This is a genomic window from Microbacterium sp. NPDC089698 (genome assembly GCF_044749045.1).
Lineage (GTDB): Bacteria > Actinomycetota > Actinomycetes > Actinomycetales > Microbacteriaceae > Microbacterium.
This window is the reverse complement of record NZ_JBIVHE010000005.1, coordinates 190,530-215,727: the sequence shown is the minus strand read 5'-3', so window position 1 is coordinate 215,727 and position 25,198 is coordinate 190,530. Positions and strand designations below refer to the sequence as shown.

Here is a 25,198-nt window from a genome sequence, read left to right as displayed (position 1 = left end):
GTGGAACGCGCCGTTCCCAAAGGCACCAGCCTATCAAGGGCGACCGATTCCGAGAGCGGCGGTGATGGCTTCGTCGTTGTCGCTCAGCGCCCTCATCCACGTCGCCGAGCGAGGATCGCGGCACGGAGGATGTCGGACTGCCCCGTGTTCCAGGCCAGCTCGCTCAGCACATGTGTGAGCAGACTCCGCACGGTGCGCGGACCGCGTCCCGTCACGACGGACTCGGGTCCGCGACCACGGATGTGCAGGCGGGCGAGTTCATCGATGCGGCGCCGCTCCGCGATGACGGATCGAATGGTGTCCGTCCTGCGGGTCTTCCAGAAGTTCGCGGTGGAGACCGGGATGCCGATCTCCTGCCGGGTTCGTCCGGTGACGGCCTCGCAGAGCCAGACTCCCTGCACGAAGCCGGTGTGCCGGACGACGCCGAGCAGCGACGGCCGGCCCGCGATGAGCGGCGTCGCCGCCTCCTCCTCCGCGAGTCCGTCCAGACTGTGGAGAAGCAGGTCCCGGTACTTGTCGAGGCGTCGTTCCAGGTCCTCGAGGATCCCGACCCCCGAATCCACCGCATGGGGAGGAGGCACCATGTTCCTCATCCCTTGCCCGCCGCGAACGCGGATCTCTGCGGTCGCGACCTCGGGGTGCTGTTCGGAGAGCCGCTGATCTGGATCGTCATGGGACTCATGGTTGCCGTCGCATGGCAGAATTGCGATCCATCTTGCAGAATCGCAAATCCGGTCGGAGGACGTGTGGACGACGACGAGGTGATCGACGGTGTCGGCGCACGGCTGCGCGGCTTCCGCACCGCCCGCAACCTGACCCTGGCCGAGCTGTCCGAACGAACCGGATTGACCCCGAGCACGATCAGCCGCCTCGAGCGCGGCCACATCCGCCCGACCCTGGAACAACTGCTCCCCCTCGCACGCGTCTACGCCGTGCCGCTCGACGAGCTGGTCGCCGCACCCCGCGTCGGGGATCCGCGCGTCCACCTGCGACCGGTGCGACGACACGGGCTCACCTACATCCCGCTGGGCGTCCACGCCGGCGGCCTCCAGGCGTTCAAGGTGATCTACCCGCCGCTGTCCTCGTCGCGGCCCCCGCACGACAACACGCACCCCGGACGCGAATGGTTCTACGTCCTCAGCGGCATCGTGCACCTCTCCCTCGCCGGACAGCGCACCATCCTCGGCGCCGGAGAGGCCGCGGAGTTCGACACCCTCACCCCGCACTGGATCGCCAACGCCCGAGACGACATCCCTGCCGAGATCATCGTCATCTACGGTCAGCAGGGCGAACGAGTGCACCTCACCGACGTCTGATCACGGGCGCTCCGCCGCTCGCCACCGGATCCGTTGTACCGGCCCGAAGCACAGTGCGCCGGCGACGAGGATGAGGGCGCCGCAGATGGCGATCGTCGGGCCGACACCGACGATGCTCGCGAGCGGCCCGGCCACCACGGGGCCCACTCCCTGGCCTGTCATCATGCCGACGCCGAGCAGGCCGAACCCCACGCCGACCCGGTCCGCCGGCAATGCCGCCCGGAACACGTCCTGGCGCCCGAGCGCGAAGGCGAGACCGATGCTCGCGACGCTCAGCACGAGTGCCGCCACCAGCGGGGGCGGCCCGAAGGCGAACGCGACGAGGCCGACGCCGAGCAGGGCGAGGAGCGGGAAGACGAGACGCTCGCGTGCAGCGGGCGGGCAGAGACGACCGACGAGGACCTCTCCGATGAGCGCACCGAGGGGGATGGCGCCGATGAGGACCGCCGTCGTGGCCGCGCCCGCGCCGGCTTGCCCCGCGTACGCGACGACGAGGGACTCCGCACCGACGAGGAGCGACAACGGCACCCACCACAACAGGAGCAGAGCGCGGATGAGCGGCACCGACAAGAGCGCCCGGTAGCCGCGCAGCGTGTCACCGATCCGCCACCGTCCGGGTTCCGCGGCTGCGGCGCCGAGCCGAGGAACCCCGGCCAGACAGACGAGCGCGCCGGCGACGTGCAGAGCCGAGAGGATCAGGAAAGCCTGCTGCGCCGTCAGGAACTGAAGCGCGACCCCCCCCAGGGCGATGCCCAGCAGCTGCACGATCATGCCGGTGATGACGAACAGGGACCGTCCCAGCACGTAGCGGTCTCCGTCGAGGATCCGCGCGACCAGGCCGGATTCGGCGGCGCTGAAGAGCGGTGACACGAGCGCCGCTGCGGCGATCACGCAGACGGAGCCCACGATGCCGAGGCCGCCCACGGCGAGGATCAGGGCGACCAGGCTTCGCATCAGCGCGCCCGCGATCAAGAGGGCTTTGGGCGGGATCCGATCGGCGAGGGAGGGCAGGAGGATCCCGCCCAGGACCTGGGGCAGGAAGCCCGCGGCGAACGCCAGAGATGCCGCGGCCGGTGAGCCGGTTGTTGCGAAGACCGTGACCGAGAAGACGAGGATCTGGAAGGAGAGACCGAGTATCGAGAACGAGGCGGAGACGAAGAGCGCCGGATAGCCGGCGGAGGCGAAGACCGACCGGTAGGTGGTCCGCGCGAGGGAGGCGAGTGTCATCCACCTACCGTGGATCCGGCGTGGAAGTGCCGGTATTGTTTCGCGTGGAGACGAAAGGTCAACGGAGTGCTTGTCATCGAAACCGGCCCGGACGACGTGCTCGCCTCCCGGTTCGCGGTATCCCCCGTGGGCGAAACCGCGCGACTCCTCACGCGCCTGACGCGGGGGCCGGGTCCGGACACCGCCCTGCTGAGCCGGCTGCGGTCGTCGTTCGAGCCCATCGCGAGCACGACTGAGGTCCGCCTTCTGTCCTATCTTCACGGGCCCGGGAGCGGTGCCGACTTCGCGGCCCCGCCACCCGAGAGCATGGCGCAATCGATCTTCCAGGACGCCGCCGCGATCGCCGCGGCGTCCCCCTCGACGGTTCGCACGGAGTTGGAGCTGCTGCGGGCTCACCGCTCCCCGACCGCGGAGCTCTCCGAGGTGCTCGCCGATCCCGCACTTCCCGCACGGGTGGCGGACGCGGTGCTCGCGGTCTGGCATGCGGTCGTCGAACCCGAATGGCCGCGGATCTTCACCGTGCTGCAGCGCGATGTCCGCTTTCGGGCCGAGCGACTGTCCCGGGACGGCTGGGGTGCGGCCCTCGCGGGCATCCACAAAAGGCTGACCTGGAACAACGGCGAGATCGCAGTGTCGCGATTCCCTGATTCCCGGATCCGGCTCGACGGCCGCGGCCTGCTGTTCATCCCGTCCGTCTTCGTCGCCCCCGGTGTGGCGCTGACCACGGACGCCCCCTGGCAGCCCAGCATCACCTATCCCGCCCGCGGCATAGGCACCCTCAGCGAAGGCGCGGCCGAGCCCCTCGAGAGCCTGTCGCGGCTGCTCGGCCCCACGCGGGCGCAGATCATGTCCCTCTTGTCGGAGCCGGCCTCGACGACGCAGCTCGGGGTTCTCACCGGCGTCTCGCTCAGCGGGATCAGCGGCCATCTGGGCGTGCTCCGCGACGCGGGTCTGATCACGCGCGAGCGGGCCGGGCGGTCCGTCCTCTACCGACTCACACCGATCGGCGAAGCCCTCCACGGCGCCGCCCGGACGAACACCGGAGACTCACGCCCTGGGGTCCCCTGAGGCGAGTTGCTTCAGGCATCGCCGCAAGGGCCCGTCACACGACGAAGGCCCCGAGCAAATGCTCGGGGCCTTCGTGTTCTGGTGGACCTGAGGGGACTCGAACCCCTGACCCCCTGCATGCCATGCAGGTGCGCTACCAGCTGCGCCACAGGCCCAGACGCTGTTCGCGGCTTCCCGCGACAACTCATTCAGCCTACAACATGGCCGTCTCGCCGCGCCAATCGAGACCCCTGATGCGGCCCGCCGGGCGTGTCACGCCCTCCTCGCGGTCAGGCGGAGGGCAGCGCACCGAAGGCGTCGCGGATCGCGAGCAGCAGCTGACGCACCGCCGTGGAGGGGCCGCGCGTCGACCCCTCCGACGAGGTCGCCACGAGGATGGAGCGCACGAAGGACGGATCCGCGATCGGACGCAGCACGATCCCGGGATGGGAGCCGCCGACGGCGAGACTCGGCAGCAGGCCCACCGCGAGGCGGGCCGCGATCATCCCGAGCATCACCTGGAAGTCGTCGGTGCGGATCGCGACATCAAGCGCATGCCCACGGGCGGCGAACGCGTCGATCACGATCGTGTCCATCGGATCGTTCCCCGCCGCGGCGAAGAGCCAGCGCTCCTGCCACAGCGTGAGCAGCGTCGGCACGTCGATCGGTCGCGGCGTCGCGAGCGGATGCCCGACCGGCAGAGCCAGCAGGAGCGGATCGCGGTGCACCTCCCTCGTGACGACGTGCGTGCGGAACGGCAGCTCGTATCCCGGCACGGTGTAGACGAGCGCGGCGTCCAGGCCTCCCCGGTTGATCCGGTCCACGAGCGTCGGCACCTCCTCGAGCATCGCGTCGACCTCGATCCCGAGATCGTCGACACGGGTCACGACCGAGGGCAGGATCTTCGCGGCCGCGGTCGGGAACGTCCCGAAGCGCAGTCGCACCCGCCCCATCGAGGTCAGCTCCCTGGCATCGCGGACCGCCCGCTCCCCCAGGGTCAGGATCTCCTGCGCCCTCTCCAGCAGCAGGGACCCGACCGGGGTCAGGCGGCTGCCGCGCGAGGAGCGGATCAGCACCGGCGATCCGACGAGGCGCTCGAGATTCTTGAGGTGGTAGTCGACGGTCGGCTGCCCCCAGCCGAGCCGGCGCGCGGCCGCGGTCACCGATCCCTCGGCGTGCACCGCGCGGAGCGCTTCCAGCTGACGCAGATCGAGCATCGACACCAACCTCCTATGTCAGCAAATGCAGATTCATGACGTGCCGCCACATACAGGATATGTGGGGCAGGAGAATTTCCGGGATTCCTCGCTCGCCCGAAAGGCCGCACGATGGACCAATGCCGTTCCCCGAGCCCCTCACCCTCGATCCCTCCCCCTCCGCGCCTTCCGGTTCGTCGACGGTGGATCCCCGCCACCGCGAGACGCCCTACGCCGACGCTCTGGAGTGGCACGCGGCGCGGGCGCCGATCCAGCTGATGGTCCCGGGACACGGCGGCGCCGGCCGCGGAATCAGCGCGCCTCTCGCGGAGTTCCTCGGCGAGCGCGTCCTGCAGCTCGACGTCCCCATGCTCCTCGAGGGCATCGATCTCGGCGAAGACTCGCCGCTCTCCCAGGCTCTCGACCTTGCCGCCGACGCCTGGGGCGCGCGCCGCACCTGGTTCCTCACCGGAGGCGCCTCCCAGGCCAACCGCGTCGCCGCCCTCGCGGTGCGAGGGCTCGGCCCCGGGATCCTCTCCCAGCGCAGCGCCCACTCCAGCTTCAGCGACGGAGTGCTCACCGCAGGGCTCACCCCCTCGTTCGTGCTGCCCTCGGTGGACGCGCGGCACGGGATCGCGCACGGCGTCTCCCCCGAGGCGCTCGACGAGGCCATGACCTCCGCAGCGCGCGACGGGCATGCCGCGAGTGCGGTGTACATCGTCTCGCCCAGCTACTTCGGCGCCGTCGCCGACATCGCCGGCCTCGCCCGGGTCGCCCACGCGCACGGCGCACCCCTCATCGTCGACGGCGCCTGGGGTCCGCACTTCGGATTCCACCCCGACCTGCCGGAGTCGCCCACGCGTCTCGGCGCCGACCTCGTGGTCTCGAGCACGCACAAGCTCGCCGGATCCCTGACCCAGTCGGCGATGCTGCATCTCGGCGACGGTCCGTTCGCCGACCGCCTGGAGCCGCTGGTCGAGCGCGCGGTCACGCTCACCGCCTCGACCTCGTCCTCGGCACTGCTGCAGGCCTCTCTGGACATCGCGCGCCACTCGCTGATGACCGGCGCGCATCACATCGGGAACTCGATCGCCGCTGCCCAGGCGTTCCGGGACGCGCTGCGCGAAGACCCGCGCTTCGCCGTGCTCAGCGACGGCTTCGACGCGTTCGACGACATCGTCGCCGTCGACCCGCTGCGGGTCCCGATCGACGTCTCCGCCACCGGCGTCAGCGGACACTGGCTTCGCCAGCGTCTCATCGAGCGGGACGGCATCTACTTCGAGATGTCCACCGCGACCTCCCTCGTCGCGCTCATCGGCGCCGGGACGGTTCCCGACCTCGCGTCCGCGCTCCGCGCCCTCGTCACCGCCGTCGAATCGGCGGACGCCCATGCGGAGCGCACGTCGGGCGATGCGGCCGCGTTCCCGGCGCTCCCGCCGTCCGGCCCGCTGCGGATCCTGCCGCGCGATGCGTTCTTCTCCGCCACCGAGCTCGTGCCCGCCGCGGAGGCGGTCGGCCGCATCTCTGCGGACACCCTCGCCGCCTATCCCCCCGGCATCCCGAACGTCATCCCCGGCGAGCAGATCACGGCGGAGACCGTCGCGTTCCTGCAGGCGGTGGCCGAGTCGCCCAGCGGATACGTCCGCGGCGCCGTGGACGCACAGGTATCGCGCTTCCGGGTGACGAGAGAAGACTGAACAAGGATCCCGCGGCGCACCGCGTCGCGGGTCGGCCCCACCATTCGAAGGAGATTGGTCCATGCCCACCATCGCCCAGCAGCTGCTGCGCCGGAAACCCACTGCGCCGGTCGCGACCGGGGAGGTGCACCTGAAGAGGAGCATCGGCCTGTTCTCGCTGACCATGATCGGCGTCGGCGGGACGCTCGGCACCGGCATCTTCTTCATCCTGTCCCAGGCGGTGCCGATCGCCGGCCCCGCCGTGATCTGGTCCTTCGTGATCGGCGGCGTCGTGGCCGGGCTCACCGCACTCTGCTACGCGGAGATGGCCGGCGCGGTGCCCGTATCCGGATCCACCTACTCCTATGCGTACGCGACCCTCGGCGAGGGCACCGCGATGGCGGTCGGCGCCTGCCTGCTGCTCGAGTACGGCGTCTCGACCGCGGCGGTCGCGGTGGGCTGGTCCCAGTACGTCAACCAGCTGCTGCAGAACCTGCTCGGCTGGCAGATTCCGGTCGAGCTGTCGCAGGCTCCCGAGCAGGGCGGGATCGTGAACATCCCCGCCGTGATCGTGATCGTGCTCTGCGCGCTGCTGCTCATGCGCGGCGCCCGCGAGTCCACCCTCGTGAACAGCATCATGGTCGTCGTCAAGATCTCGGTCGTGCTGTTCTTCTGCGCGGTCGCGTTCACCGGCTGGAACACCGACCACTTCCACAACTTCGCCCCCGCCGGGCTCGCCGGCGTGGTCGGCGGAGCCGGCATCATCTTCTTCTCCTTCGTCGGTCTGGACGCGGTCTCGACCGCGGGCGACGAGGCGAAGAACCCCAAGCGCAACCTGCCGCTCGCGATCATGTTCGCGCTCGGGATCATCATCACCCTCTACGTGCTGACGTGCCTCGCAGCGCTCGGCGCGCAGGCTCCGGAGAAGTTCAAGAACCAGGACGCCGGCCTCGCCGCCATCCTGCAGAACATCATCGGATCCACCTGGCCCGGCACGGTCGTCGCGATCGGCGCGATCATCTCGATCTTCTCCGTGACGCTGGTGTGCCTGTACGGGCAGACGCGCATCCTGTTCGCGATGTCCCGCGACGGGATGATCCCGCGGGTGTTCGCGAAGGTGAACCCGCGCACGATGACGCCGATCCCCAACACGGTCATCGTCATGATCGCCACCGGCGTCCTCGCCGCGGTCGTCCCGATCGACTTCCTGGCCGAGATGACGAGCATCGGCACGCTCGTGGCGTTCCTGGTGGTGTCGCTCGGCGTGATCATCCTCCGTGTGCGCGAGCCCGAGCTGGAGCGCGGCTTCCGCCTCCCCCTGGGCTGGACGATCCCGATCCTGTCGATCCTCGGCTGCATCGCGATCATCACCCAGCTGCGCCTCGTCACGATCCTGGTGTTCCTGGCCTGGACCGCCGTCTTCCTCGTCTTCTACTGGTTCTACGGCCGGCGCCACTCCGCGCTGCAGGTCGGCCACCCCGTGATCGAGGCCGAGGCGCCGTTCACGACCAACGTCGCGCAGCCGAGCACCGGAGCGGTGCGCGAGGCGGCCGCGGCCCGTCGCGAGGCGGACCGGGGATGAGCCTCGTCGTCGGGCTGGATCCGGCCCACCGCTCCACGGCGGTGCTGCACCTCGCGGCGATGCTGGCCCGCTCGGCCGACACCGACCTCGTGGTCGCCACGGTGCTGCCGCAGACCTGGCCGATGGCCGCAGGGAGCGCCGATGCGGAGTGGCGGGGCTACACGCGCGACACCGCGAACCTCGTGCTCGACCACGCCGCCGCGGTCCTGGGCGGCACGGTCCGCGCGGAGTACCTCGTGCATGAGGCGTCCTCCGCGCGGCGCGGGCTCGCAGAGCTCGCGGTCGACCGCGACGCCGCGCTCATCGTGATCGGCTCGTCGTCCGCCGCCCCCGTGGGCCGGATCGCCCTCGGGTCGGAAAGCGATGCACTGCTGCACGCCTCGCCGGTTCCCGTCGCGATCGCGCCGCGCGGATTCCGCGCCGCCGAAGGCGCCGAGGTCGGCCGGGTGACGGCCGCGTTCCGCGGGACGGACTCCTCCGGGGATCTCGTGCTCGGCGCTGCCGGAGTGGCCGCAGGAGTCGGCGCCGAGCTGCGCATCGCCTCGTTCGCGGTCGTGCCCCCGGAGTCCGGCACCTCGGGCGCCGGACTCGACGCCGAGAAGCGCATCGCGCGGCAGTGGACCGAGGACATCGAGCGTCAGGCCGGCGAGCTGCTCGCCCGGGTGTCGCACCTCGAGGAGGCGCCGCGGATCGCGGCCACCGAGATCGGCGTGGGCGACAGCTGGGACTCCGCGATGGCGCAGGTCGCCTGGCGTCCCGACGAGGTGCTCGTGGTGGGATCCAGCACTCTCGGACCGATCGCCCGGGTGTTCCTGGGCTCGCACGCGGCGAAGGTCGTGCGACACTCCCCCGTCCCGGTCGTCGTCGTGCCCCGCGGGGCCGCCGTCCCCGATCTCGACTGATCGACGAGCGCGGCGTTCCCGACGGCCGCAGCGCAGGGACCGCGGCACCCGAGCCGCGGTCCCTGCGTAGACTTCCCCCCGAACGAAGGACCGAACCCATGCCGCACCCCCTGCTCGACCTCCTCCCCGCCGGCGCCGGCATCGACGCCGATGGCACCTTGCGGATCGGCGGATGCCGCGTCGACGACCTCGCCCGGGAGTTCGGAACCCCGGCGATCATCGTCGACGAGGCCGCGCTCCGCGCCCGTGCGCAGGAGTACCGCACCGCCCTGACCTCGCGCCGCCCGAACGCCCGCGTGGTGTTCGCCTCCAAGGCGTTCCCGGCCACCGCGGTGCAGCGGGTCATGGTCGAGGAGGGCATCGGACTGGATGTCGCGGGCGGCGGCGAGATCCTCAGCGCGCTGCGCGCGGGCGTCGACCCCGCCCTGCTGGTCATGCACGGCAACGCGAAGACGACCGAGGAGCTGCGGATCGCGGTGGAGGCCGGCGTCGGGCTGGTCGTCGTCGACAACGCCGACGACGTGGACCGACTGGAGCAGCTGGTGCCGGAGGGCCGCACCCAGGACGTGCTCGTGCGCGTGATCCCCGAGGTGGAGTCCTCGACGCACCCGCACGTGCAGACCGGTCAGGTGGGATCCAAGTTCGGGCTCACCGCCGCCGCGGCGAAGGCCCTGATCGCCCGGATCGAGGCGAGCCCGCGGCTGCGGATGCGCGGCGTGCACGCGCACGTCGGATCGCAGATCATGGATCCGGCCGAGCTCGCCGCAGCGGTCGCGCCCCTCGCCGCGCTCGGGACGTTCCCCGTCTACGACCTCGGCGGCGGACTGGGAGCGCGCTACACCTACGACGAGCACCCCGCCTCCGTCGACGAGTACATCGAGGCGCTGCTCGCCGCAGCGGCCGAGCACCTCCCCGCCGAGGCCGAGATCATCATCGAGCCGGGTCGCAGCATGGTGAACGCCTCCGCGCTGACCCTGTACACGGTGACCACGGTGAAGCGCGACGCCCGCACGTTCGTCGCGGTCGACGGCGGGATGGGCGACAACCTCGAGGTCGCGCTGTTCCAGCAGCGCTACGAGGCCGCGCTCGCCGAGCGCCTGAACGAGGACGCCGTGGAGGAGGTCGTCGTGGTCGGCCGGCACTGCGAGTCGGGCGACGTGCTCATCGATCCCCTGCGCCTGCCCGAGGTCCGCGTCGGCGATCTCCTCGCCGTCCCGGCGACGGGCGCCTACACGCACACGATGGCGAACAACTACAACGGCTACCGCCGCCCGCCCGTGGTGTTCGTGCGCGACAGCGCAGCCAGGGCCGTGATCCGCCGCGAGACCTGGGACGACCTGTTCGCCCGCGACCTCTGAGCGGCTCCGCGGCGCTCAGGCGGCGCGCGCCGCGGAACGGGTGACGGTGACCTGAATGCTCTTCATGAGCGGCTGATCGCTCTGCGCGCTGAAGTCGGCGTGCCCGATCAGCACGTTCAGCTCCGGCATGTACCCGGCTGCGCAGCCCTGCGGGATGTCGTAGGGCACCGCACGGAACGCGCGCACGAGGCGGGTGGATCCGTCCTTCGAGGTGGACCGGATGTCGACCGGATCCCCCTCCGCGATCCCCCGTGCGCGCATGTCGTCCTCGTTCAGGAAGATCAGCTCGCGCAGGTTCTTCACGCCGCGATAGCGGTCGTTGCTGGAGTAGATCGTCGTGTTCCACTGGTCGTGCGAACGCATGGTCTGCAGCACCAGCGTCTCGGCGGAGGCCGGGATCACATCGGGCAGCGGCGCGTGCGAGAACTCCGCCTGCCCCGACTCGGTCTCGAATACGCGCTCGCGCGCGGGCTGCGGGATGCGGAAGCCGTGCCTGTTGCGGATCCGTGCGTTGAAGCCCTCGAAGCCGGGGAGGACCTGCGCCATGACGTCCCTGATCCGGTCGTAGTCGGCGACGTAGTCGTCCCACGGGGTCCCGGAGTCCGGCAGTACGGCCTTCGCGATCCCGGCGATGATCGCGGGCTCAGAGCGCAGGTAGGCCGAGGCCGGCCGCTTGCGCCCCACCGAGAGGTGCACCATGCTCATCGCGTCCTCGACCGTGACGCCCTGGGGACCGGCCGCCTGCTGGTCGCGCTCGGTGCGTCCGAGGCACGGCAGGATCAGTGCCTTCTCGCCGTGGACGAGGTGGCTGCGGTTGAGCTTCGTGCTCACCTGCACGGTCAGCCGGCAGCGGCTGAGCCCCTCGGCGGTGTACGGGGTGTCGGGCGCGGCGAGCACGAAGTTGCCGCCCATGCCGACGAAGACCTTGACCGTGCCGTCGTGCATGCCGCGGATCGTCTTCACGGTGTCCAGGCCCGGATGGCGCGGCGGGTCGATGCGGCACACCTCGGCGAGCCGGTCCGTCCAGGCGGGGGGCCGGTGGTCGATGCCGCACGTGCGGTTGCCCTGCACGTTGCTGTGCCCGCGCACGGGAGAGGGCCCGGTCCCCGGACGCCCGACGTTGCCGCGCAGCAGCAGCAGGTTCACGATCTCGCGCACGGTGTCCACACCGTGCTCGTGCTGGCTCACGCCGAGGCACCAGCTGATGACGGTCCGCTCCGAGCCGAGGTAGACCGCCGCGGCGTCGCGGATCCGCTCCTCGCTCAGTCCGGACTGACGCACGAGCTCGGCCCACGGCGTGGCGTCGACGAGCGCGCGGTAGTCCTCGAGTCCGTTCGTGTAGGCGCGGAGGAAGGCGGAATCGAGGACGGCGGGGTCCGCCTCCGCCGCCTCGAAGACGACCTTGGCCATCCCCCGGATGAGCGCGAGATCGCCGCCGAGTCGCACCTGCAGGTTCATCGTGCTCGTCGCGGTGCTCTTGAACAGGGCCATGTCGACGAACTCGTGCGGCACGATCGTGCGCGTCGCGCCGACCTCGACGAGCGGGTTCACGTGCACGACCTGGGCGCCGCGACGGACGGCGTCCGACAGCGCCGTCAGCATGCGCGGGGCGTTCGACGCCGCGTTCACGCCGAGGACGAAGAGCGCGTCGCACTCCTCCCAGTCGCGCAGATCCGCCGTGCCCTTGCCTGTGGCGAGCGAGGCCTTCAGCGCACGGCCCGAGGCCTCGTGGCACATGTTCGAGCAGTCCGGGAGGTTGTTGGTGCCGTACTCGCGCACCATGAGCTGATACAGGAACGTCGCCTCGTTGCTCAGCCGGCCCGAGGTGTAGAAGCTGGCCTCGTCCGGGCTCGAGAGACCGCGCAGCTCGTCGCCGATGAGGGCGAACGCGTCGTCCCAGGAGATCGGCACGTACCGGTCGCTCGCGGCGTCATAGCTCATCGGCTCGGTGAGGCGCCCCTGGTCCTCGAGGTCGAAATCGGTCCACTCGGACAGCTCGGCGACCGTGTGCGCCGCGAAGAACTGCCGGTCGACGCGCTTGTGCGTCATCTCCCATGTGACGTGCTTGATCCCGTTCTCGCAGATGTCCAGGCGCAGATTGCCCGGATCGTCCGGCCAGGCGCAGCCGGGGCAGTCATATCCGGAGACGCCGTGGTTCATGATGAGCATCGCGCCGGAGCCCGCGATCGGCTCGCGCTCGCGCAGCAGCACCTGCCCGACCGACTTCGCCGCTCCCCAGCCTGCGGCCGGGTGGCGGTAGGGCTTCCGCGACCAGGCGGCGCTCGTGCGCGGCCCGTAGCCGCCCTGCCGGGGCTCGTCCGGCATGAGTCCGAAGGCGGTTCCTCCGCGCGCGTCCACGTCGTCGCTCATCGCCCTGCCCGTCCTTCCCGCGCGGGCTCCTCGCCCGGCGTCGCCGCGTCGATCAGCACACGCTGCGCGTGCGCGTACACGTTCATGGATCGTCCTCGCACGAAGCCGAGCAGCGTGAGCCCAGTCTGCTCGGCGAGCTCCGCCGCCAGCGAGGACGGCGCGGAGACGGCCGACAGGATCGGGATCCCCGCCATCGCGGCCTTCTGCACGAGCTCGAAGCTCGCCCGTCCCGACACCTGCAGCACGGTGGAGCGCAGCGGGAGCCGCCCCTCCTGCAGGGCCCAGCCGACCACCTTGTCCACCGCGTTGTGCCTGCCCACGTCCTCCCTGATGACGAGCAGCTCGCCGCTCACGGCGTCGAAGAGCGCGGCGGCGTGCAGTCCGCCGGTCTTGTCGAACGCCGCCTGTCCGGCACGGAGCCGGTCCGGCAGCTCCGCGATCCATCCGGCTTCGACCCGGACGTCGTCCTGCGCCACGTCATGATGCGACACCGTCCGCACGGCGTCGATACTGGCTTTGCCGCACACGCCGCAGGAGCTGGTCGTGTAGAAGCGGCGCGCCTCATCCGCGGCGGGAAGCCTCACTCCGGGTGCGAGGGAGGTGTCCAGCACGTTGTAGGTGTTCTCGATGCCTCCGGTGCCGGGGCCTCCGCAGTGGATCGCGGCACGGAAGTCGGATCTCTCGGAGATCACGCCCTCCGAGACGAGGAATCCGATCGCAAGCTCGACGTCATGGCCCGGCGTGCGCATCGTGACCGCGAGCGGAGCTCCGCCGACCCGGATCTCGAGCGGCTCCTCGACCGCGAGCGTGTCGGCGCGACGATGCACGCCCTCCCCCAGGGCGATCCGGGTGACCGGCCGCAGCGTCGTGATCCGTCCCACGGCTCGACCCTACCCGCGGTTCGCGGATCCTCGCCGGATCAGTCCCGCTCGGCGGGCACGACGAGAGGAGCGGGCTCGGCGATCGGCACCACCGGGCAGTCCTTCCAGAGGCGCTCGAGGCCGTAGTAGGTGCGCTCCTCCTCGTGGAAGACGTGCACGATGAGGTCGCCGAAGTCGAGCAGCACCCAGCGCGCCTCGCTGCGACCCTCGCGGCGCACGCGCTTGTGGCCCGCTTCGATCATCTTGTCTTCGACCTCGTCGGCGATCGCGGCGACGTTGCGCTCGCTGTTGCCGGTGACGAGGAGGAAGATGTCGACGAGCGGCAGCGGCTCCGACACGTTCAGCGCGAGCAGGTCCTCCCCGCCCTTGGACCGGGCCGCGTCGGCGGCGATCTGCAGCATGTCTGCGGCGGACGGCGACTGCATCATGAAGAGAACGCTCCTGTGGTGATGGCGACGATGAGCGCGCCGACCAGGGCGACGGCGAGAGCGCCGGCGGTGATGGTCAGAGCGAGCATGAGCTTGTTGCCCTTCTCGGGCTCGGGCGGGCGGATGACCTCACCCGCAGGCTTGATCGTGCCGATCGCCGCGCTCGCGGCGATCGGGGTCGGCGAGGACGCGGGAGCGAGCTCGCCGTCGACGAGCACCGCGTCGACCTCCTTGCCGTCGGCCATGCCGTCGGCGTGGCCGCGAGAGCCGAGACCCGAGGGAAGGTCGTAGCTGCCGGTGACGAGGATCTCGCCGGTCGAGGCGACGGGACCCGACAGCGACAGCGCGGCGGGCGCCTGCTGGAAGATCAGCGCGTTCGGCGCAGCGTGGTGCGACCCGGTGGAGTCGCCGATCAGCGCGTCGAAGGAGTCGACCTGCGGGGTGCGCGCCTGCTCGGCGAGCACCCGCTCGCCGAAGCCGGCGTTGACCGTGGACGCGGAACCGACGGGGGGCGCGGTCTGCGCGGCAGGACGCGGCGCGATCCCGGCGGGTGCGGCCGGCGTCGGGGCGGCGGGGGTCTGCGGGTCCTCGGAGGCGGAGGCGGCCGGTGCCGACCAGAGCGCCGACTGCTCCGACGAGAAGGGCAGGCTCACCGGGCCGGCATCCGGAGCGGGCGTCGGGCCCGTCGCGGGGACGGAGGGAAGAAGCGGGGCGGCGGCCGAGTCGGCCGGGCGCGCGGGTGCGGGGTCGACGGCCTTGGGCGCGGCGGAGACGGGATCCGCGTGCCACGTGCGTCCGGTCTCCTCCTCGGCGCGCATGACCGAGGAGACCGACACCGGGGCGACGCCCTGCTCGGCGTCGTCGACGCCGTCCTGCTCCTCGGACACGGGGGCAGGCACCGGGGCGGCGGACTCGTAGGAGCGGCGGCGGCTGGGGTAGCTGGGCCGCGGCACGTCCGTGATCATCTCGGACGCCTCCGGTGCCGAAGGCACAGTCGGCGCCGACGCGGGCGCGGCGGGCGCCGGAACGGACTCGGCGACGGCGGGCGCAGGCGCACTCGGAGTGTCCTGGACGGACGGATCGGACACCGGCAGCGCGCCGGTGCGGACCCGCTCCTGCTCGCGCTTCTGGCGCCGGGTGAGCCGTTCCTCGCCCTCGACGGAGTCCTGGGGGTCGACGTCGGCCTGCGTGGGAACGGCCGCAGCGGGCTCGGCGACAGGAGCCTCGGCGACGGGCTCCGCCACGGGCACGACCGCGTGGGGCTGGGCGTTCGCGGCGGCGATGCCCTGCCGGCGTGCCGCCTCGGCCTCCTCCGGAGTGACGATCGGGGTCGATCCGGTGAGGCGTGCTTCTCGCAGCTGCTTGCGGGTCAACTGGCTGCCGCCGGCTGACTGATCAGCAATGTGCGCGTGCTGATCCGATGTGCTCATGACGTGCTCCGATAAAGATGATGCTTCGCGATGTACTGGACCACACCGTCCGGCACGAGGTACCAGACCGGATCCCCCTCGCGGACGCGCGATCGGCAATCGGTCGACGAGATCGCGAGGGCGGGGACTTCGAGTTGGCTGACGTCGTCGCTGGGCAGACCGTCCGTGCTCAGCACGTGACCTGGTCGGGAAACCGCGACGAAGTGGGCCAGATCCCACAGTTCATCATGATCCCTCCAGCTGAGAATCTGCGCCACGGCGTCTGCGCCCGTGATGAAGAAGAACTCCGCATCGGGGCGCTGAGCCTTGAGATCCCGCAGCGTGTCGATCGTGTAGGTCGGGCCCTCACGATCGATGTCCACGCGGCTCACGGTGAACGACGGGTTCGAGGCTGTCGCGATGACCGTCATCAGATAGCGGTGCTCGCTGTCCGACACATCGCTCTTCTGCCACGGCTGCCCCGTGGGCACGAACACGACCTCGTCCAGTCCGAACGAGTGCGCCACTTCGCTGGCCGCGACGAGGTGACCGTGGTGGATGGGGTCGAACGTTCCGCCCATCACGCCGATCCGCGGCGCCGGAGTGGTCGTCATCGGATCGACTCAGTGACCGTGGCCGGCCCCGTGTCCTTCGTGACCGTGCTCCGCCGCCCACGCCTGCGCCTTGCGGTCGTGACGGTTGGCGACGTTGCGATAGGAGAGCGCGACCAGACCGAGCAGCGCGAACACGCCGGCGGCGATCAGACCGAACGGAAGGGTCTCCAGCGCCACGTTGCCGTGGTGCTCGGCGGTCTCTGCGGCGGTCTGCACGAGCTGCGCGACGAGGTTCATCGATTCTCCAGAGTGATCAGGGTGGATCTCAGCTCCCCAGTCTAGCGCTCAGCCGCGCGTCTGCCCCGCCCCGCGCGCGAGCCACTTGGTGCTGGTCAGTTCGGCGAGTCCCATCGGGCCCCTGGCGTGCAGCTTCTGCGTGGAGATGCCCACCTCGGCGCCGAAGCCGAACTCGCCGCCGTCCGTGAAGCGCGTCGACGCATTCGCCATCACGACGGCCGAGTCGACCTCGGCGAGGAAGCGCTCGATCGAGAGGGTGTCGGTGCTGATGATCGACTCGGTGTGCCCCGTGCTGAACTGCCGGATGTGCGCGAGCGCACCGTCGAGGTCGTCCACCACGCGCATCGAAAGGTCGAGGCTCATATGCTCGGTCGCCCAGTCCTCCTGGGTCGTCGGCACGGCCGCGGGCACGAGCCGCCGGACGTCCTCGTCGCCGTGGATCGTGACGCCCTGCGCGATCAGCGCCTCTGCGACCTCGGGCACGAGCCGGTCGGCGGCCGCGCGGAGCACCAGGACGGTCTCCACGGCGTTGCACACGCTAGGGCGCTGCACCTTGGCGTTCACGACGATGTCGCGCGCCCAGTCCAGCGGAGCCGTCTCGTCCAGCACGATGTGCACCACGCCGGCGCCCGTCTCGATCACGGGGACGGTGGACTCGGTCACCACCGTCTCGATGAGTCCCGCGCTGCCGCGCGGCACGAGCACGTCGATCAGGCCGCGGGCGTGCATCATCGCCGTGGCGCCGGCGCGACCGAAGTCGTCCACGGTCTGGATCGCCTCCGCGGTCACCCCGGCTCCGGAGAGGGCGTCGCGCATGACGCGCACGAGGACCGTGTTGCTCTCCTTGGCGGCGCTCCCGCCGCGCAGCACGGCCGCGTTGCCCGAACGCAGCGCGAGCGCGGCGATGTCGACCGTGACGTTGGGTCGCGCCTCGTAGATCGCGCCGACCACACCGAAGGGCACCCGCACCTGCTCCAGCGCGACGCCGTTCGGCATGCGGTGCCCGCCGACGACGCGGCCGACGGGATCCGGCAGGGTGGCGACCTCGCGCACCGCCGCCGCGAGTGCGCCGATCCGCTTCTCGTCCAGGCGGAGCCGGTCGAGGAGCCCGTCCCCGATGCCGTCCTCCACGCCGCGCGCGAGGTCGCGCGCGTTGGCGGCGATGATGTCGGCCGACGAGGCCGTGAGCGCGTCGGCGATCGCGTGCAGCGCGGCGACCTTGCCGGCGCTTGTGAGCCGTGCGATCTCACGGGACGCCTCCTTGGCGGCGCGCATCCGCGTCTCAGGAGAATCCGGCGCGTCCTGCACGGAGGCGTCTGCGGGCACGGCGAAGTCGGCGATCACGGTGGACATGCGGTCAGTGTACCCACGCGCCGCGACCAGGAGGCCCGGATGACGGAATCAGACCGCGGGCTCGAACCAGGTGCCGATCTCGGCGCCGGAGAGCGCCTCGGCGACCAGATCCGCGCTGGTCACCAGCACGCCGATACCGCTCGCCGCGGCCAGACGGGCGGCGGAGACCTTGGTCGCCGCTCCCCCCGTGCCGACGCCGTTCACGACGGTCGCGCCGAACTCGAGGCCGGAGAGGTCAGCGCCCGCCGCCACGACGTCGAGCGGTTCGGCGGCAGGATCGGACGGCGGCCGCGTGTAGAGCGACTCCACGTCGCTGAGCAGCACGAGCGCATCCGCGCCGGTCAGCTGCGCCACGAGCGCGCCGAGCCGGTCGTTGTCGCCGAAGCGGATCTCCTGCGTCGCGACCGTGTCGTTCTCGTTCACGATCGGCAGCACGCGCAGGCCGAGCAGGCGCTCCATGGCGCGGCGCGCGTTGCTGCGCGAGGTCGGGTGCTCCAGGTCGCCCGTCGTCAGCAGCACCTGCCCCGCCACGATGCCGTGCGGACGCAGGGCCTCCTGGTAGCGGTAGATCAGCACGTTCTGCCCCACGGCCGCTGCGGCCTGCTGGGTGGCGAGGTCGGTGGGCCGGGCGTCGAGCTGCAGGAACGGGATGCCGGTGGCGATCGCACCGGAGGACACCAGGACGATCTCGGTGCCGCGCGCATGCGCCGCCGCGAGCGCCTCCACGAGCAGCGGGATCCGCCATGCCGCCTCACCGCTGATCGAGGAGGATCCGACCTTGACGACGATCCGCGCCGCGGTCAGCAGATCCGCCCGGGTCAGCGCCGTCACCCGGCGTCCTCGCTGCCGGTGTCCTCTCCCGCTGCGGCGCCCCGGGCGAGACGCTGCTCCTCGAGCTCGGCGCGGGCGGCCGCCTTCGCGTCCATGCGCTCGTGATACTGCTCGCGGCGCTCGTTCGTGGTGCGGCGGGTGTTCGGGTCGAAGCGCGAGTCCAGACCGCGCGGCGAGGTGATGAGCTCGGCCGCGGACGACATCTGCGGCTCCCAGTCGAACACGATGCTCTCGCCGGGGCCGATCACGACGGTGGAGCCGCGCACGGCGCCGAGGCGGAACAGCTCGTCCTCGACACCGAGCTTCTCGAGCCGGTCGGCGAGGTAGCCCACCGCCTCCTCGTTCTGGAAGTCGGTCTGCTGCACCCAGCGCACCGGCTTGTCGCCGAGGATCCGGTACACGTTGCCGTAGCTGCCGCCCTCGACGCGGATCTCGAACTCGCGCTTCGAGCCGCGCGGCCGGATGACGACGCGCTCCTTGGGCGCAGCCGCAGCCGCGGCCAGCTCGGCGCGGTGCGCATCGACGATCTCGCCGAGCGCGAAGGTGAGCGGACGCAGCCCCTCATGCGACACGGTGGAGATCTCGAACACGCGGAAGCCGCGCTCCTCGAGCTCGGGACGCACGAAGTCGGCGAGCTCGCGGGCCTCCGGCACGTCGATCTTGTTGAGCGCGACCACCTGCGGACGCTCCAGCAGCGGGATCTGCCCCTCCGGAACCTCATAGGCGGCGAGCTCGGCGAGGATCACGTCGAGGTCGCTGAGCGGGTCGCGACCGGGCTCGAGCGTGGCGCAGTCGAGCACGTGCAGCAGGGCGGAGCAGCGCTCCACGTGTCGCAGGAACTGCAGACCGAGACCGCGGCCCTCGCTCGCGCCCTCGATGAGGCCGGGCACGTCGGCCACGGTGTAGCGCGACTCGCCGGCCTGGACGACGCCGAGGTTCGGATGCAGCGTGGTGAACGGGTAGTCCGCGATCTTCGGCCGTGCGGCGGAGACCGCCGCGATCAGGCTCGACTTGCCGGCGGACGGGTAGCCGACCAGCGCCACGTCGGCGACGGTCTTGAGCTCGAGCACCACGTCGCCCTCGTAGCCGGGCGTGCCCAGCAGCGCGAACCCGGGGGCCTTGCGCTTCGGCGTCGCGAGCGCCGCGTTGCCGAGCCCGCCATGGCCGCCCGCGGCGACCACGAAGCGCTCGCCCGGGGTGATCATGTCGGCCAGGACGTCGCCGCCGGGGGTCTTGACCACCGTTCCGACGGGAACCGGCAGCTCGAGGTCCTCGCCGTCGTAGCCGGCGCGGTGGTCGCCCATTCCGAAGCCGCCGTTCTGCGACGTGCGGTGCGGCGAGTGGTGGTACGAGAGCAGGGTGCCGGTCTGCGGGTCGGCGACGAGAACGATGTCGCCGCCGTCGCCCCCCTTGCCGCCGTCCGGGCCGCCGAGGGGCTTGAACTTCTCGCGGTGCACCGACACGCAGCCGTTGCCGCCCTTGCCCGCGCGCAGGTGCAGCGTCACCCTGTCGACGAACGTGACCATGCGGATCCTCCTGGATTGGGGGCGGAACGGACGTGCCCGGAAATGGGGAAACGGGGCGAGCCGAAGCCCGCCCCGTTCCGAACAGCGCTCAGCCGGTGGCTGAGTCTGTGGAAGCCTTACTCGGCAGCCGCGACGATGTTGACGACCTTGCGGCCGCCCTTCGCGCCGAACTCGACCGCACCGGCGGCGAGGGCGAACAGCGTGTCGTCGCCGCCACGGCCGACGTTCACGCCGGGGTGGAAGTGCGTGCCGCGCTGGCGGACGAGGATCTCGCCGGCGCTGACGGTCTGGCCGCCGAAGCGCTTCACGCCGAGTCGCTGTGCGTTGGAGTCACGACCGTTGCGGGTCGAGCTCGCACCCTTTTTGTGTGCCATTTCTCAGCTCCTCTTCGTGCTTACTTGATGCCGGTGATCTTGACGCGCGTGAGGTCCTGACGGTGCCCCTGGCGCTTCTTGTAACCGGTCTTGTTCTTGAACTTCTGGATGACGATCTTCGGGCCGCGGAGGTGGCTGACGACCTCGGCGGTGACCTTGACCTTCGCGAGCTTGTCGGCGTCGGTGGTGATCTTGTCACCGTCGACGAGGAGCACCGCGGCGAGCTCGACCTTGTCGCCCTGGGCCGCCTTCAGGCGGTCGAGCTGAACGATCGTGCCGACCTCGACCTTCTCCTGGCGTCCACCGGCGCGCACTACTGCGTAAACCACTTCATACCTGTTTCGTTGGGGAGCGGGACCGCTCCGTAATCTCACGGGAAGACTGTGCTTGCATCGCGCCACAGCAGAGGGATCCGCAGTGGCGGGCGCGAGTTGCATGATCCCGCGGCGGCCGAGTGGGGCGTCCGGCGCGGTGCACCAAGGAGCTACTTTACCGGATGCGCCGCCCCCTCGCAAAGCGACGCCGCCGTGGCGGGATCCCGGATCCGATCGCGTGCCGGATCGGCCCCGGCTCCCCTCCCCGCGTCTAGGATCGCGGAATGGCGATCCTCGTGGACGACGCGATCTGGCCCGCGCACGGCCGCTTCTGGGCGCACCTGGTCAGCGACGCCAGCGTCGCCGAGCTGCACGCCTTCGCCGCCCTGCACGACATCCCCCGCCGGGCGTTCGACCTGGACCACTACGACGTCCCGGAGGACGCGCTGGAGCGGCTCGTCGCGGGAGGCGCGGAGCACGTGGGCGGCAAGGAGCTCACGCGCCGGCTGATCGCGTCCGGCCTGCGCGTGCCGGCCCGGGATCGCACCGGAGGCCACGAACACGACACGAGGATCCCGCGATGACCTCGAGCCGCCTGGAGGCCTTCAGCGACGGCGTCCTCGCGATCATCATCACGGTCATGGTGCTCGGTCTCGCCGTGCCGAAGGGGACGACCTGGACCGACCTCGTGCACACCTCGGGCCTCGGGCTGCTCACCTATCTGCTCAGCTTCGTCTACGTCGGGATCTACTGGAGCAACCACCATCACCTGTTCCAGCTGCGCCCCGCCGTGAACGGCACCGTGCTCTGGGCCAACCTGCACCTGCTGTTCTGGCTGTCGCTCTACCCGTTCACGACCGCCTGGCTGACCGAGACCCGCGTCGCCCAGGTGCCGACGATCGTCTACGGGCTGAATCTGCTCGGCGCCGCGATCGCCTACACGATCCTGCAGCGGATGATCGCCCGCGGGCCCGACGGCGATCGGTTCCACGAGGCGTTCGGGCGCGACGTGAAGGGCATCGCGTCCCTCGTGCTGTATCTCTCGGGCCTCGCGCTGTCGTTCGTGGCTCCGTGGCTGGGTCTCGTGCCGTTCGTGATCGTGGCCGTGATCTGGCTCGCGCCGGACCGGCGCGTCGAGCGCTACCTGCGCGCGCACCACGGCGAGGTCCCTGCGGGGAACGACGAGGAGGACCCGGCGCCGTAGCGCCGAGCCCTCCTGAATGGTCCTGCGGGCCGGTCAGCCCTGGTCCGCCTGCGGCGCCGCCTCGGTCGTGTGTACGACGGCGGTGCCCGCGGAGAGCGCCGCGGTGGTCACCCGTCGGCGGTTGCGGCCCTGTCCCGGCGCCTTCGGCTCGGGCAGCGCGTCCAGCACGGAGTCGAGCAGCTGCTCCGCCTCCGTCTTGGGCGCCTTGCTGCGGTCGGAGCCGCGCTTCTTGCGCGGCTTCTTGGCGCGCTCCTGTCCTGCGCGCTCGGCCGGAGCCTCTGCCGCCGGCTCGATCGGGGCCTCGCCCGCCGGCGTCTCCGCCGCACGGCTGGAGGCGGCGATCTGGGCGAGGGCGGACTTCGCACCCTCGGGGATGCCGTGCGTGCCCCCGTTCGCGGGCGCCGCGGCGGGTGCCGGAGCCGGAGCGCCGGCGTTCGCGGCGCCGTTCCCGCCGCGCTGACGGCGGTTGGAGCTCTGCTGCGGCGCGGCCGCGCGGTGCTTGACGACGGGGTCGTGGTGCACGATGACGCCACGGCCCGCGCACACCTCGCAGGGCTCGCTGAAGGTCTCCAGCAGGCCGAGACCCAGCTTCTTGCGGGTCATCTGCACGAGGCCGAGCGAGGTGACCTCGGCGACCTGGTGCTTGGTGCGGTCGCGGCTCAGGCACTCGACGAGGCGGCGCAGGACGAGGTCGCGGTTGGACTCGAGCACCATGTCGATGAAGTCGACGACGATGATGCCGCCGATGTCGCGCAGGCGCAGCTGGCGGACGATCTCCTCCGCGGCCTCGAGGTTGTTCTTGGTGACGGTCTCCTCGAGGTTTCCGCCCGAGCCGACGAACTTGCCGGTGTTGACGTCGACGACCGTCATGGCCTCGGTGCGGTCGATCACGAGGGATCCGCCCGACGGCAGCCAGACCTTGCGGTCCAGCGCCTTCTCGATCTGCTCCGTCACGCGGTAGGCGTCGAACGGATCGCGGTCGTCCTCGTACGCCTCGACCCGGTCCAGCAGATCGGGGGCGACGCTCTCCAGGTAGGAGCGGATGGTGCGGCCGGCGTCGGCGCCCTGGATGCGCATCCGCGTGAAGTCCTCGTTGAAGACGTCGCGCACGATCTTGACGAGAAGGTCGGGCTCGGCGTGCAGCAGGGCGGGCGCCTGCTGGGTCTCGACCTGCTTCTGGATGTAGCTCCACTGCGCGGTGAGGCGCTGCACGTCGTTGGTCAGCTGCTCCTCGGTCGCACCCTCGGCCGCCGTGCGCACGATCACGCCGCTGGACTCGGGGAGCACCTCCTTGAGGATGCGCTTGAGGCGCGCGCGCTCGGTGTCGGGCAGCTTGCGCGAGATGCCGTTCATGGATCCGTTGGGCACGTACACGAGGTAGCGGCCCGGAAGCGAGATCTGGCTGGTCAGGCGGGCGCCCTTGTGGCCCACCGGGTCCTTCGTGACCTGCACGAGCACGCGGTCGCCCGCCTTGAGGGCGAGCTCGATGCGGCGGGGCTGGTTGCCCGTCTCAACGCCGTCCCAGTCCACCTCGCCCGAGTACAGCACGGCGTTGCGGCCGCGGCCGATGTCGACGAACGCGGCCTCCATGCTGGGCAGCACGTTCTGGACGCGGCCGAGGTAGACGTTGCCGATGAGCGAGGCGTCCTGGTTGCGGGCGACGTAGTGCTCGACGAGCACGTTGTCCTCGAGCACGGCGATCTGGGTGCGGCCGTTCTTGGAACGCACGATCATCTCGCGATCGACCGCTTCGCGGCGGGCGAGGAACTCGGCCTCGGTCACCACGGGGCGACGGCGGCCGGCGTCCCGTCCGTCGCGTCGGCGCTGCTTCTTGGCCTCGAGCCGGGTGGATCCCTTGATCGCCTTCGGCTCGGTGATGTACTCCACGACGCGCTGGCGCTGACGCGGCTGCTCGCCGTCGCCACCGCGGGTGCGGGTGCGGCGGTTGTCCTCGCCGTCGTGGCCGCTGTCGCGCGTGCGAGCGGGAAGCGGCACGAACGCGGGAGCGTGGAAGTGCAGCTGCGTGGAGACGCGCGAGACGAAGATCTCCGGCAGCAGGCCGAGGCTGATCGCGGTGGCCGGCTCGGGCTCCGCCGCAGGGGCGGGCTCGGATGCCGGGGCGGCCCCAGGCTCCGCCGCGGTCTCGACGACCGTCTCGGGCTCGACCACGGCCTCGGGCTCCGCGGCCGCGGCGGCCTCGTCCTCGGCAGCGGGCTCCGCGGCGCTCTCGGCGTCGGCGGGCGCCTCGGCGGCCTCCGTGTCCTCGGCGGATCCCGCATCGCTCGCGTCGTCGGCGGACGCCTCGACGGCGACCTCGTCCTCGGCGGGAGCGGAGTCCTCGTCCGTCGGCGCGGGCGCCGGCTCTGCGGGCTCGGGAGCTACCGGCGCCTGCAGCGCGTCGAGATCGAGGGTAGGGGCGTTGTCATTGTTCTCGTCGGCCATCTCTGGCGTACTCCCTGCACGACGGCCCGGCCGTCGTGAATTCTCTCGTGCGGCGCACTCGGCGCCGCGAACTCAATCGGTCTGCGATCGGCATGTGCTCTGATCGCTGGGGGCCGGGGCCCCCGAAGTCTGTATCCGTCGACCGCCGTCATGGTGGTTCGACCCGTCCATTATCGCACCATCGGCGCAAGATGCCCGACTCGACGCGAACCGACGCGCCTGCATGCACGTCGCACAGAAGCGCGACTGCCATAATCGCGGCATGTCCGCACAGCGCACCCGTCCCGTCGGCTACGCCATCTGGCTCATCATCGCGAGCGTCGTGGGGTGGTGGGCCGCCTTCCAGCTCACCCTCGACAAGTTCGCCACCGCGTCGAATCCCAAGGCCGCCCTGGGGTGCGACATCAGCGCCTTCGTGCAGTGCGGCGCGAACCTCGATTCCTGGCAGGGCTCGGTGTTCGGCTTCCCGAACCCGCTCATCGGTCTGACCGGCTGGATGGCGCCGCTCGTGGTCGGCGTGGCGATCCTCGCCGGGGCCCGCTTCCCGCGCTGGTTCTGGGCGGTCTTCGGCCTCGGCATCACGGCCGCGTTCGTGTTCATCTGCTGGCTGATCGGGCAGAGCTTCTTCTCGCTGCACACGCTGTGCCCGTGGTGCGGACTGACGTACATCGTGGTGATCCCGACGTTCCTGGCGACCGTGCTCCAGCTCTTCGCCAACGGGACCTTCCCGATCAGCCGCAGCGCGCAGGAGCGGGCGAAGCGGCTCGGCATCTGGGTTCCGCTCGCGTCGATCGTCGCATTCGTCATCGTCATCCTGCTGGCGCAGTCCGCCGGTGTGGACCTGATCGGCGAGGTCATCCGCCTGTTCCGCTGAACCCCGTCGACGAAGAACGCCCCCACCCGGCCGATGC

The 25,198-nt window shown here is 71.0% G+C and carries 24 protein-coding genes and 1 tRNA gene; 9 read left to right on the top strand and 16 right to left on the bottom strand.

Annotation, left to right across the window (positions count from 1 at the left end):
• Positions 1–92: 92 nt before the first annotated feature.
• Positions 93–584, bottom strand: a complete 492-nt coding sequence (locus ACIPY5_RS14815; protein WP_400971922.1) for a DUF664 domain-containing protein — start codon at positions 582–584, stop codon at positions 93–95.
• A gap of 162 nt (positions 585–746) precedes the next feature.
• On the opposite strand from ACIPY5_RS14815, the gene ACIPY5_RS14810 reads away from it, so the two are divergent.
• Positions 747–1,316 carry a helix-turn-helix domain-containing protein gene (locus ACIPY5_RS14810; RefSeq protein WP_400971920.1) on the top strand — a complete coding sequence of 190 codons (570 nt, stop codon included), beginning with the start codon at positions 747–749 and terminating at the stop codon, positions 1,314–1,316.
• Here ACIPY5_RS14810 and ACIPY5_RS14805 read toward each other — a convergent pair whose 3' ends face one another.
• Positions 1,317–2,543, bottom strand: a complete 1,227-nt coding sequence (locus ACIPY5_RS14805; RefSeq protein WP_400971918.1) for an MFS transporter — start codon at positions 2,541–2,543, stop codon at positions 1,317–1,319. It lies immediately after the preceding gene.
• 306 nt (positions 2,544–2,849) lie between these two features.
• Here ACIPY5_RS14805 and ACIPY5_RS14800 point away from each other — a divergent pair, with 306 nt between their 5' ends.
• A complete protein-coding gene (locus ACIPY5_RS14800) occupies positions 2,850–3,611 on the top strand; it encodes a DUF5937 family protein (RefSeq protein WP_400971916.1) in 762 nt (253 codons plus the stop codon).
• Between the two features lie 79 nt (positions 3,612–3,690).
• Here ACIPY5_RS14800 and ACIPY5_RS14795 read toward each other — a convergent pair.
• Positions 3,691–3,766 (bottom strand) — tRNA-Ala (locus tag ACIPY5_RS14795).
• A gap of 114 nt (positions 3,767–3,880) precedes the next feature.
• The gene (locus ACIPY5_RS14790) at positions 3,881–4,807 is read right to left on the bottom strand and encodes a LysR family transcriptional regulator (protein ID WP_400972157.1); all 927 of its coding nucleotides are present in this window, start codon (positions 4,805–4,807) and stop codon (positions 3,881–3,883) included.
• A gap of 119 nt (positions 4,808–4,926) precedes the next feature.
• Here ACIPY5_RS14790 and ACIPY5_RS14785 point away from each other — a divergent pair, with 119 nt between their 5' ends.
• From ACIPY5_RS14785 to lysA, 4 genes are all read left to right on the top strand, one after another.
• Positions 4,927–6,483 (top strand): aminotransferase class I/II-fold pyridoxal phosphate-dependent enzyme, encoded by a 1,557-nt coding sequence (locus tag ACIPY5_RS14785; RefSeq protein WP_400971914.1) that lies wholly within the window; start codon positions 4,927–4,929, stop codon positions 6,481–6,483.
• A gap of 61 nt (positions 6,484–6,544) precedes the next feature.
• Positions 6,545–8,044, top strand: coding sequence for an amino acid permease (locus ACIPY5_RS14780; RefSeq protein WP_400971912.1), 1,500 nt, complete (start codon positions 6,545–6,547; stop codon positions 8,042–8,044).
• On the top strand, positions 8,041–8,946 hold the full coding sequence (locus ACIPY5_RS14775) for a universal stress protein (RefSeq protein ID WP_400971911.1): 906 nt from the start codon (positions 8,041–8,043) through the stop codon (positions 8,944–8,946). Before ACIPY5_RS14780 ends, ACIPY5_RS14775 begins: the two co-directional genes overlap by 4 nt.
• A 98-nt stretch (positions 8,947–9,044) precedes the next feature.
• Positions 9,045–10,304, top strand: coding sequence for a diaminopimelate decarboxylase (lysA, locus tag ACIPY5_RS14770; protein ID WP_400971909.1), 1,260 nt, complete (start codon positions 9,045–9,047; stop codon positions 10,302–10,304).
• A 15-nt stretch (positions 10,305–10,319) separates the two neighbouring features.
• On the opposite strand, the gene ACIPY5_RS14765 is transcribed toward lysA, so the two are convergent.
• The 11 genes from ACIPY5_RS14765 to rplU form a co-directional block, all read right to left on the bottom strand.
• Positions 10,320–12,674: an FdhF/YdeP family oxidoreductase gene (locus ACIPY5_RS14765; RefSeq protein WP_400971907.1), complete on the bottom strand. Its 2,355-nt coding sequence runs from the start codon at positions 12,672–12,674 to the stop codon at positions 10,320–10,322.
• On the bottom strand, positions 12,671–13,555 hold the full coding sequence (gene fdhD, locus ACIPY5_RS14760) for a formate dehydrogenase accessory sulfurtransferase FdhD (protein WP_400971905.1): 885 nt from the start codon (positions 13,553–13,555) through the stop codon (positions 12,671–12,673). The genes ACIPY5_RS14765 and fdhD overlap by 4 nt, the downstream gene beginning before the upstream one ends.
• A gap of 38 nt (positions 13,556–13,593) precedes the next feature.
• Positions 13,594–13,983, bottom strand: a complete 390-nt coding sequence (gene rsfS / locus ACIPY5_RS14755) for a ribosome silencing factor (RefSeq protein ID WP_309341160.1) — start codon at positions 13,981–13,983, stop codon at positions 13,594–13,596.
• Positions 13,980–15,413 carry a hypothetical protein gene (locus tag ACIPY5_RS14750; protein ID WP_400971902.1) on the bottom strand — a complete coding sequence of 478 codons (1,434 nt, stop codon included), beginning with the start codon at positions 15,411–15,413 and terminating at the stop codon, positions 13,980–13,982. Before ACIPY5_RS14750 ends, rsfS begins: the two co-directional genes overlap by 4 nt.
• Positions 15,410–16,006 carry a nicotinate-nucleotide adenylyltransferase gene (gene nadD / locus ACIPY5_RS14745; protein WP_400971900.1) on the bottom strand — a complete coding sequence of 199 codons (597 nt, stop codon included), beginning with the start codon at positions 16,004–16,006 and terminating at the stop codon, positions 15,410–15,412. Before nadD ends, ACIPY5_RS14750 begins: the two co-directional genes overlap by 4 nt.
• Positions 16,007–16,015: 9 nt before the next feature.
• A complete protein-coding gene (locus ACIPY5_RS14740; RefSeq protein ID WP_309341168.1) occupies positions 16,016–16,243 on the bottom strand; it encodes a hypothetical protein in 228 nt (75 codons plus the stop codon).
• A gap of 48 nt (positions 16,244–16,291) precedes the next feature.
• On the bottom strand, positions 16,292–17,518 hold the full coding sequence (locus tag ACIPY5_RS14735) for a glutamate-5-semialdehyde dehydrogenase (protein WP_400972155.1): 1,227 nt from the start codon (positions 17,516–17,518) through the stop codon (positions 16,292–16,294).
• Between the two features lie 126 nt (positions 17,519–17,644).
• Positions 17,645–18,427 (bottom strand): glutamate 5-kinase, encoded by a 783-nt coding sequence (gene proB / locus ACIPY5_RS14730; protein ID WP_400971898.1) that lies wholly within the window; start codon positions 18,425–18,427, stop codon positions 17,645–17,647.
• On the bottom strand, positions 18,424–19,953 hold the full coding sequence (gene obgE / locus ACIPY5_RS14725; RefSeq protein ID WP_400971896.1) for a GTPase ObgE: 1,530 nt from the start codon (positions 19,951–19,953) through the stop codon (positions 18,424–18,426). The genes proB and obgE overlap by 4 nt, the downstream gene beginning before the upstream one ends.
• 116 nt (positions 19,954–20,069) lie before the next feature.
• On the bottom strand, positions 20,070–20,327 hold the full coding sequence (gene rpmA / locus ACIPY5_RS14720) for a 50S ribosomal protein L27 (protein ID WP_159575753.1): 258 nt from the start codon (positions 20,325–20,327) through the stop codon (positions 20,070–20,072).
• 20 nt (positions 20,328–20,347) lie between these two features.
• Positions 20,348–20,656 carry a 50S ribosomal protein L21 gene (gene rplU, locus ACIPY5_RS14715; protein ID WP_233309240.1) on the bottom strand — a complete coding sequence of 103 codons (309 nt, stop codon included), beginning with the start codon at positions 20,654–20,656 and terminating at the stop codon, positions 20,348–20,350.
• A 269-nt stretch (positions 20,657–20,925) separates the two neighbouring features.
• Here rplU and ACIPY5_RS14710 point away from each other — a divergent pair, with 269 nt between their 5' ends.
• Together ACIPY5_RS14710 and ACIPY5_RS14705 are read left to right on the top strand one after the other, a co-directional pair.
• The gene (locus ACIPY5_RS14710; RefSeq protein ID WP_309341172.1) at positions 20,926–21,225 is read left to right on the top strand and encodes a DUF4031 domain-containing protein; all 300 of its coding nucleotides are present in this window, start codon (positions 20,926–20,928) and stop codon (positions 21,223–21,225) included.
• A complete protein-coding gene (locus ACIPY5_RS14705) occupies positions 21,222–21,845 on the top strand; it encodes a TMEM175 family protein (protein ID WP_309341175.1) in 624 nt (207 codons plus the stop codon). The genes ACIPY5_RS14710 and ACIPY5_RS14705 overlap by 4 nt, the downstream gene beginning before the upstream one ends.
• Positions 21,846–21,878: 33 nt before the next feature.
• On the opposite strand, the gene ACIPY5_RS14700 is transcribed toward ACIPY5_RS14705, so the two are convergent.
• On the bottom strand, positions 21,879–24,287 hold the full coding sequence (locus ACIPY5_RS14700) for an Rne/Rng family ribonuclease (RefSeq protein ID WP_400971892.1): 2,409 nt from the start codon (positions 24,285–24,287) through the stop codon (positions 21,879–21,881).
• A 262-nt stretch (positions 24,288–24,549) separates the two neighbouring features.
• On the opposite strand from ACIPY5_RS14700, the gene ACIPY5_RS14695 reads away from it, so the two are divergent.
• Positions 24,550–25,161, top strand: a complete 612-nt coding sequence (locus ACIPY5_RS14695; protein WP_400971890.1) for a vitamin K epoxide reductase family protein — start codon at positions 24,550–24,552, stop codon at positions 25,159–25,161.
• Positions 25,162–25,198: the final 37 nt, after the last annotated feature.

What these genes read in the sequence shown, in the direction of transcription:
- ACIPY5_RS14815 (WP_400971922.1), bottom strand. Translation starts at nt 584, where the DNA reads ATGGTGCCTCCTCCCCATGCGGTGGATTCGGGGGTCGGGATCCTCGAG.
- ACIPY5_RS14805 (WP_400971918.1), bottom strand. Translation starts at nt 2,543, where the DNA reads ATGACACTCGCCTCCCTCGCGCGGACCACCTACCGGTCGGTCTTCGCC.
- ACIPY5_RS14800 (WP_400971916.1), top strand. Translation starts at nt 2,850, where the DNA reads ATGGCGCAATCGATCTTCCAGGACGCCGCCGCGATCGCCGCGGCGTCC.
- ACIPY5_RS14790 (WP_400972157.1), bottom strand. Translation starts at nt 4,807, where the DNA reads ATGCTCGATCTGCGTCAGCTGGAAGCGCTCCGCGCGGTGCACGCCGAG.
- ACIPY5_RS14785 (WP_400971914.1), top strand. Translation starts at nt 4,927, where the DNA reads ATGCCGTTCCCCGAGCCCCTCACCCTCGATCCCTCCCCCTCCGCGCCT.
- ACIPY5_RS14780 (WP_400971912.1), top strand. Translation starts at nt 6,545, where the DNA reads ATGCCCACCATCGCCCAGCAGCTGCTGCGCCGGAAACCCACTGCGCCG.
- ACIPY5_RS14775 (WP_400971911.1), top strand. Translation starts at nt 8,041, where the DNA reads ATGAGCCTCGTCGTCGGGCTGGATCCGGCCCACCGCTCCACGGCGGTG.
- lysA (WP_400971909.1), top strand. Translation starts at nt 9,045, where the DNA reads ATGCCGCACCCCCTGCTCGACCTCCTCCCCGCCGGCGCCGGCATCGAC.
- ACIPY5_RS14765 (WP_400971907.1), bottom strand. Translation starts at nt 12,674, where the DNA reads ATGAGCGACGACGTGGACGCGCGCGGAGGAACCGCCTTCGGACTCATG.
- rsfS (WP_309341160.1), bottom strand. Translation starts at nt 13,983, where the DNA reads ATGATGCAGTCGCCGTCCGCCGCAGACATGCTGCAGATCGCCGCCGAC.
- ACIPY5_RS14750 (WP_400971902.1), bottom strand. Translation starts at nt 15,413, where the DNA reads ATGAGCACATCGGATCAGCACGCGCACATTGCTGATCAGTCAGCCGGC.
- nadD (WP_400971900.1), bottom strand. Translation starts at nt 16,006, where the DNA reads ATGACGACCACTCCGGCGCCGCGGATCGGCGTGATGGGCGGAACGTTC.
- ACIPY5_RS14740 (WP_309341168.1), bottom strand. Translation starts at nt 16,243, where the DNA reads ATGAACCTCGTCGCGCAGCTCGTGCAGACCGCCGCAGAGACCGCCGAG.
- ACIPY5_RS14735 (WP_400972155.1), bottom strand. Translation starts at nt 17,518, where the DNA reads ATGCGCGCCGCCAAGGAGGCGTCCCGTGAGATCGCACGGCTCACAAGC.
- obgE (WP_400971896.1), bottom strand. Translation starts at nt 19,953, where the DNA reads ATGGTCACGTTCGTCGACAGGGTGACGCTGCACCTGCGCGCGGGCAAG.
- rpmA (WP_159575753.1), bottom strand. Translation starts at nt 20,327, where the DNA reads ATGGCACACAAAAAGGGTGCGAGCTCGACCCGCAACGGTCGTGACTCC.
- ACIPY5_RS14710 (WP_309341172.1), top strand. Translation starts at nt 20,926, where the DNA reads ATGGCGATCCTCGTGGACGACGCGATCTGGCCCGCGCACGGCCGCTTC.
- ACIPY5_RS14705 (WP_309341175.1), top strand. Translation starts at nt 21,222, where the DNA reads ATGACCTCGAGCCGCCTGGAGGCCTTCAGCGACGGCGTCCTCGCGATC.
- ACIPY5_RS14700 (WP_400971892.1), bottom strand. Translation starts at nt 24,287, where the DNA reads ATGGCCGACGAGAACAATGACAACGCCCCTACCCTCGATCTCGACGCG.
- ACIPY5_RS14695 (WP_400971890.1), top strand. Translation starts at nt 24,550, where the DNA reads ATGTCCGCACAGCGCACCCGTCCCGTCGGCTACGCCATCTGGCTCATC.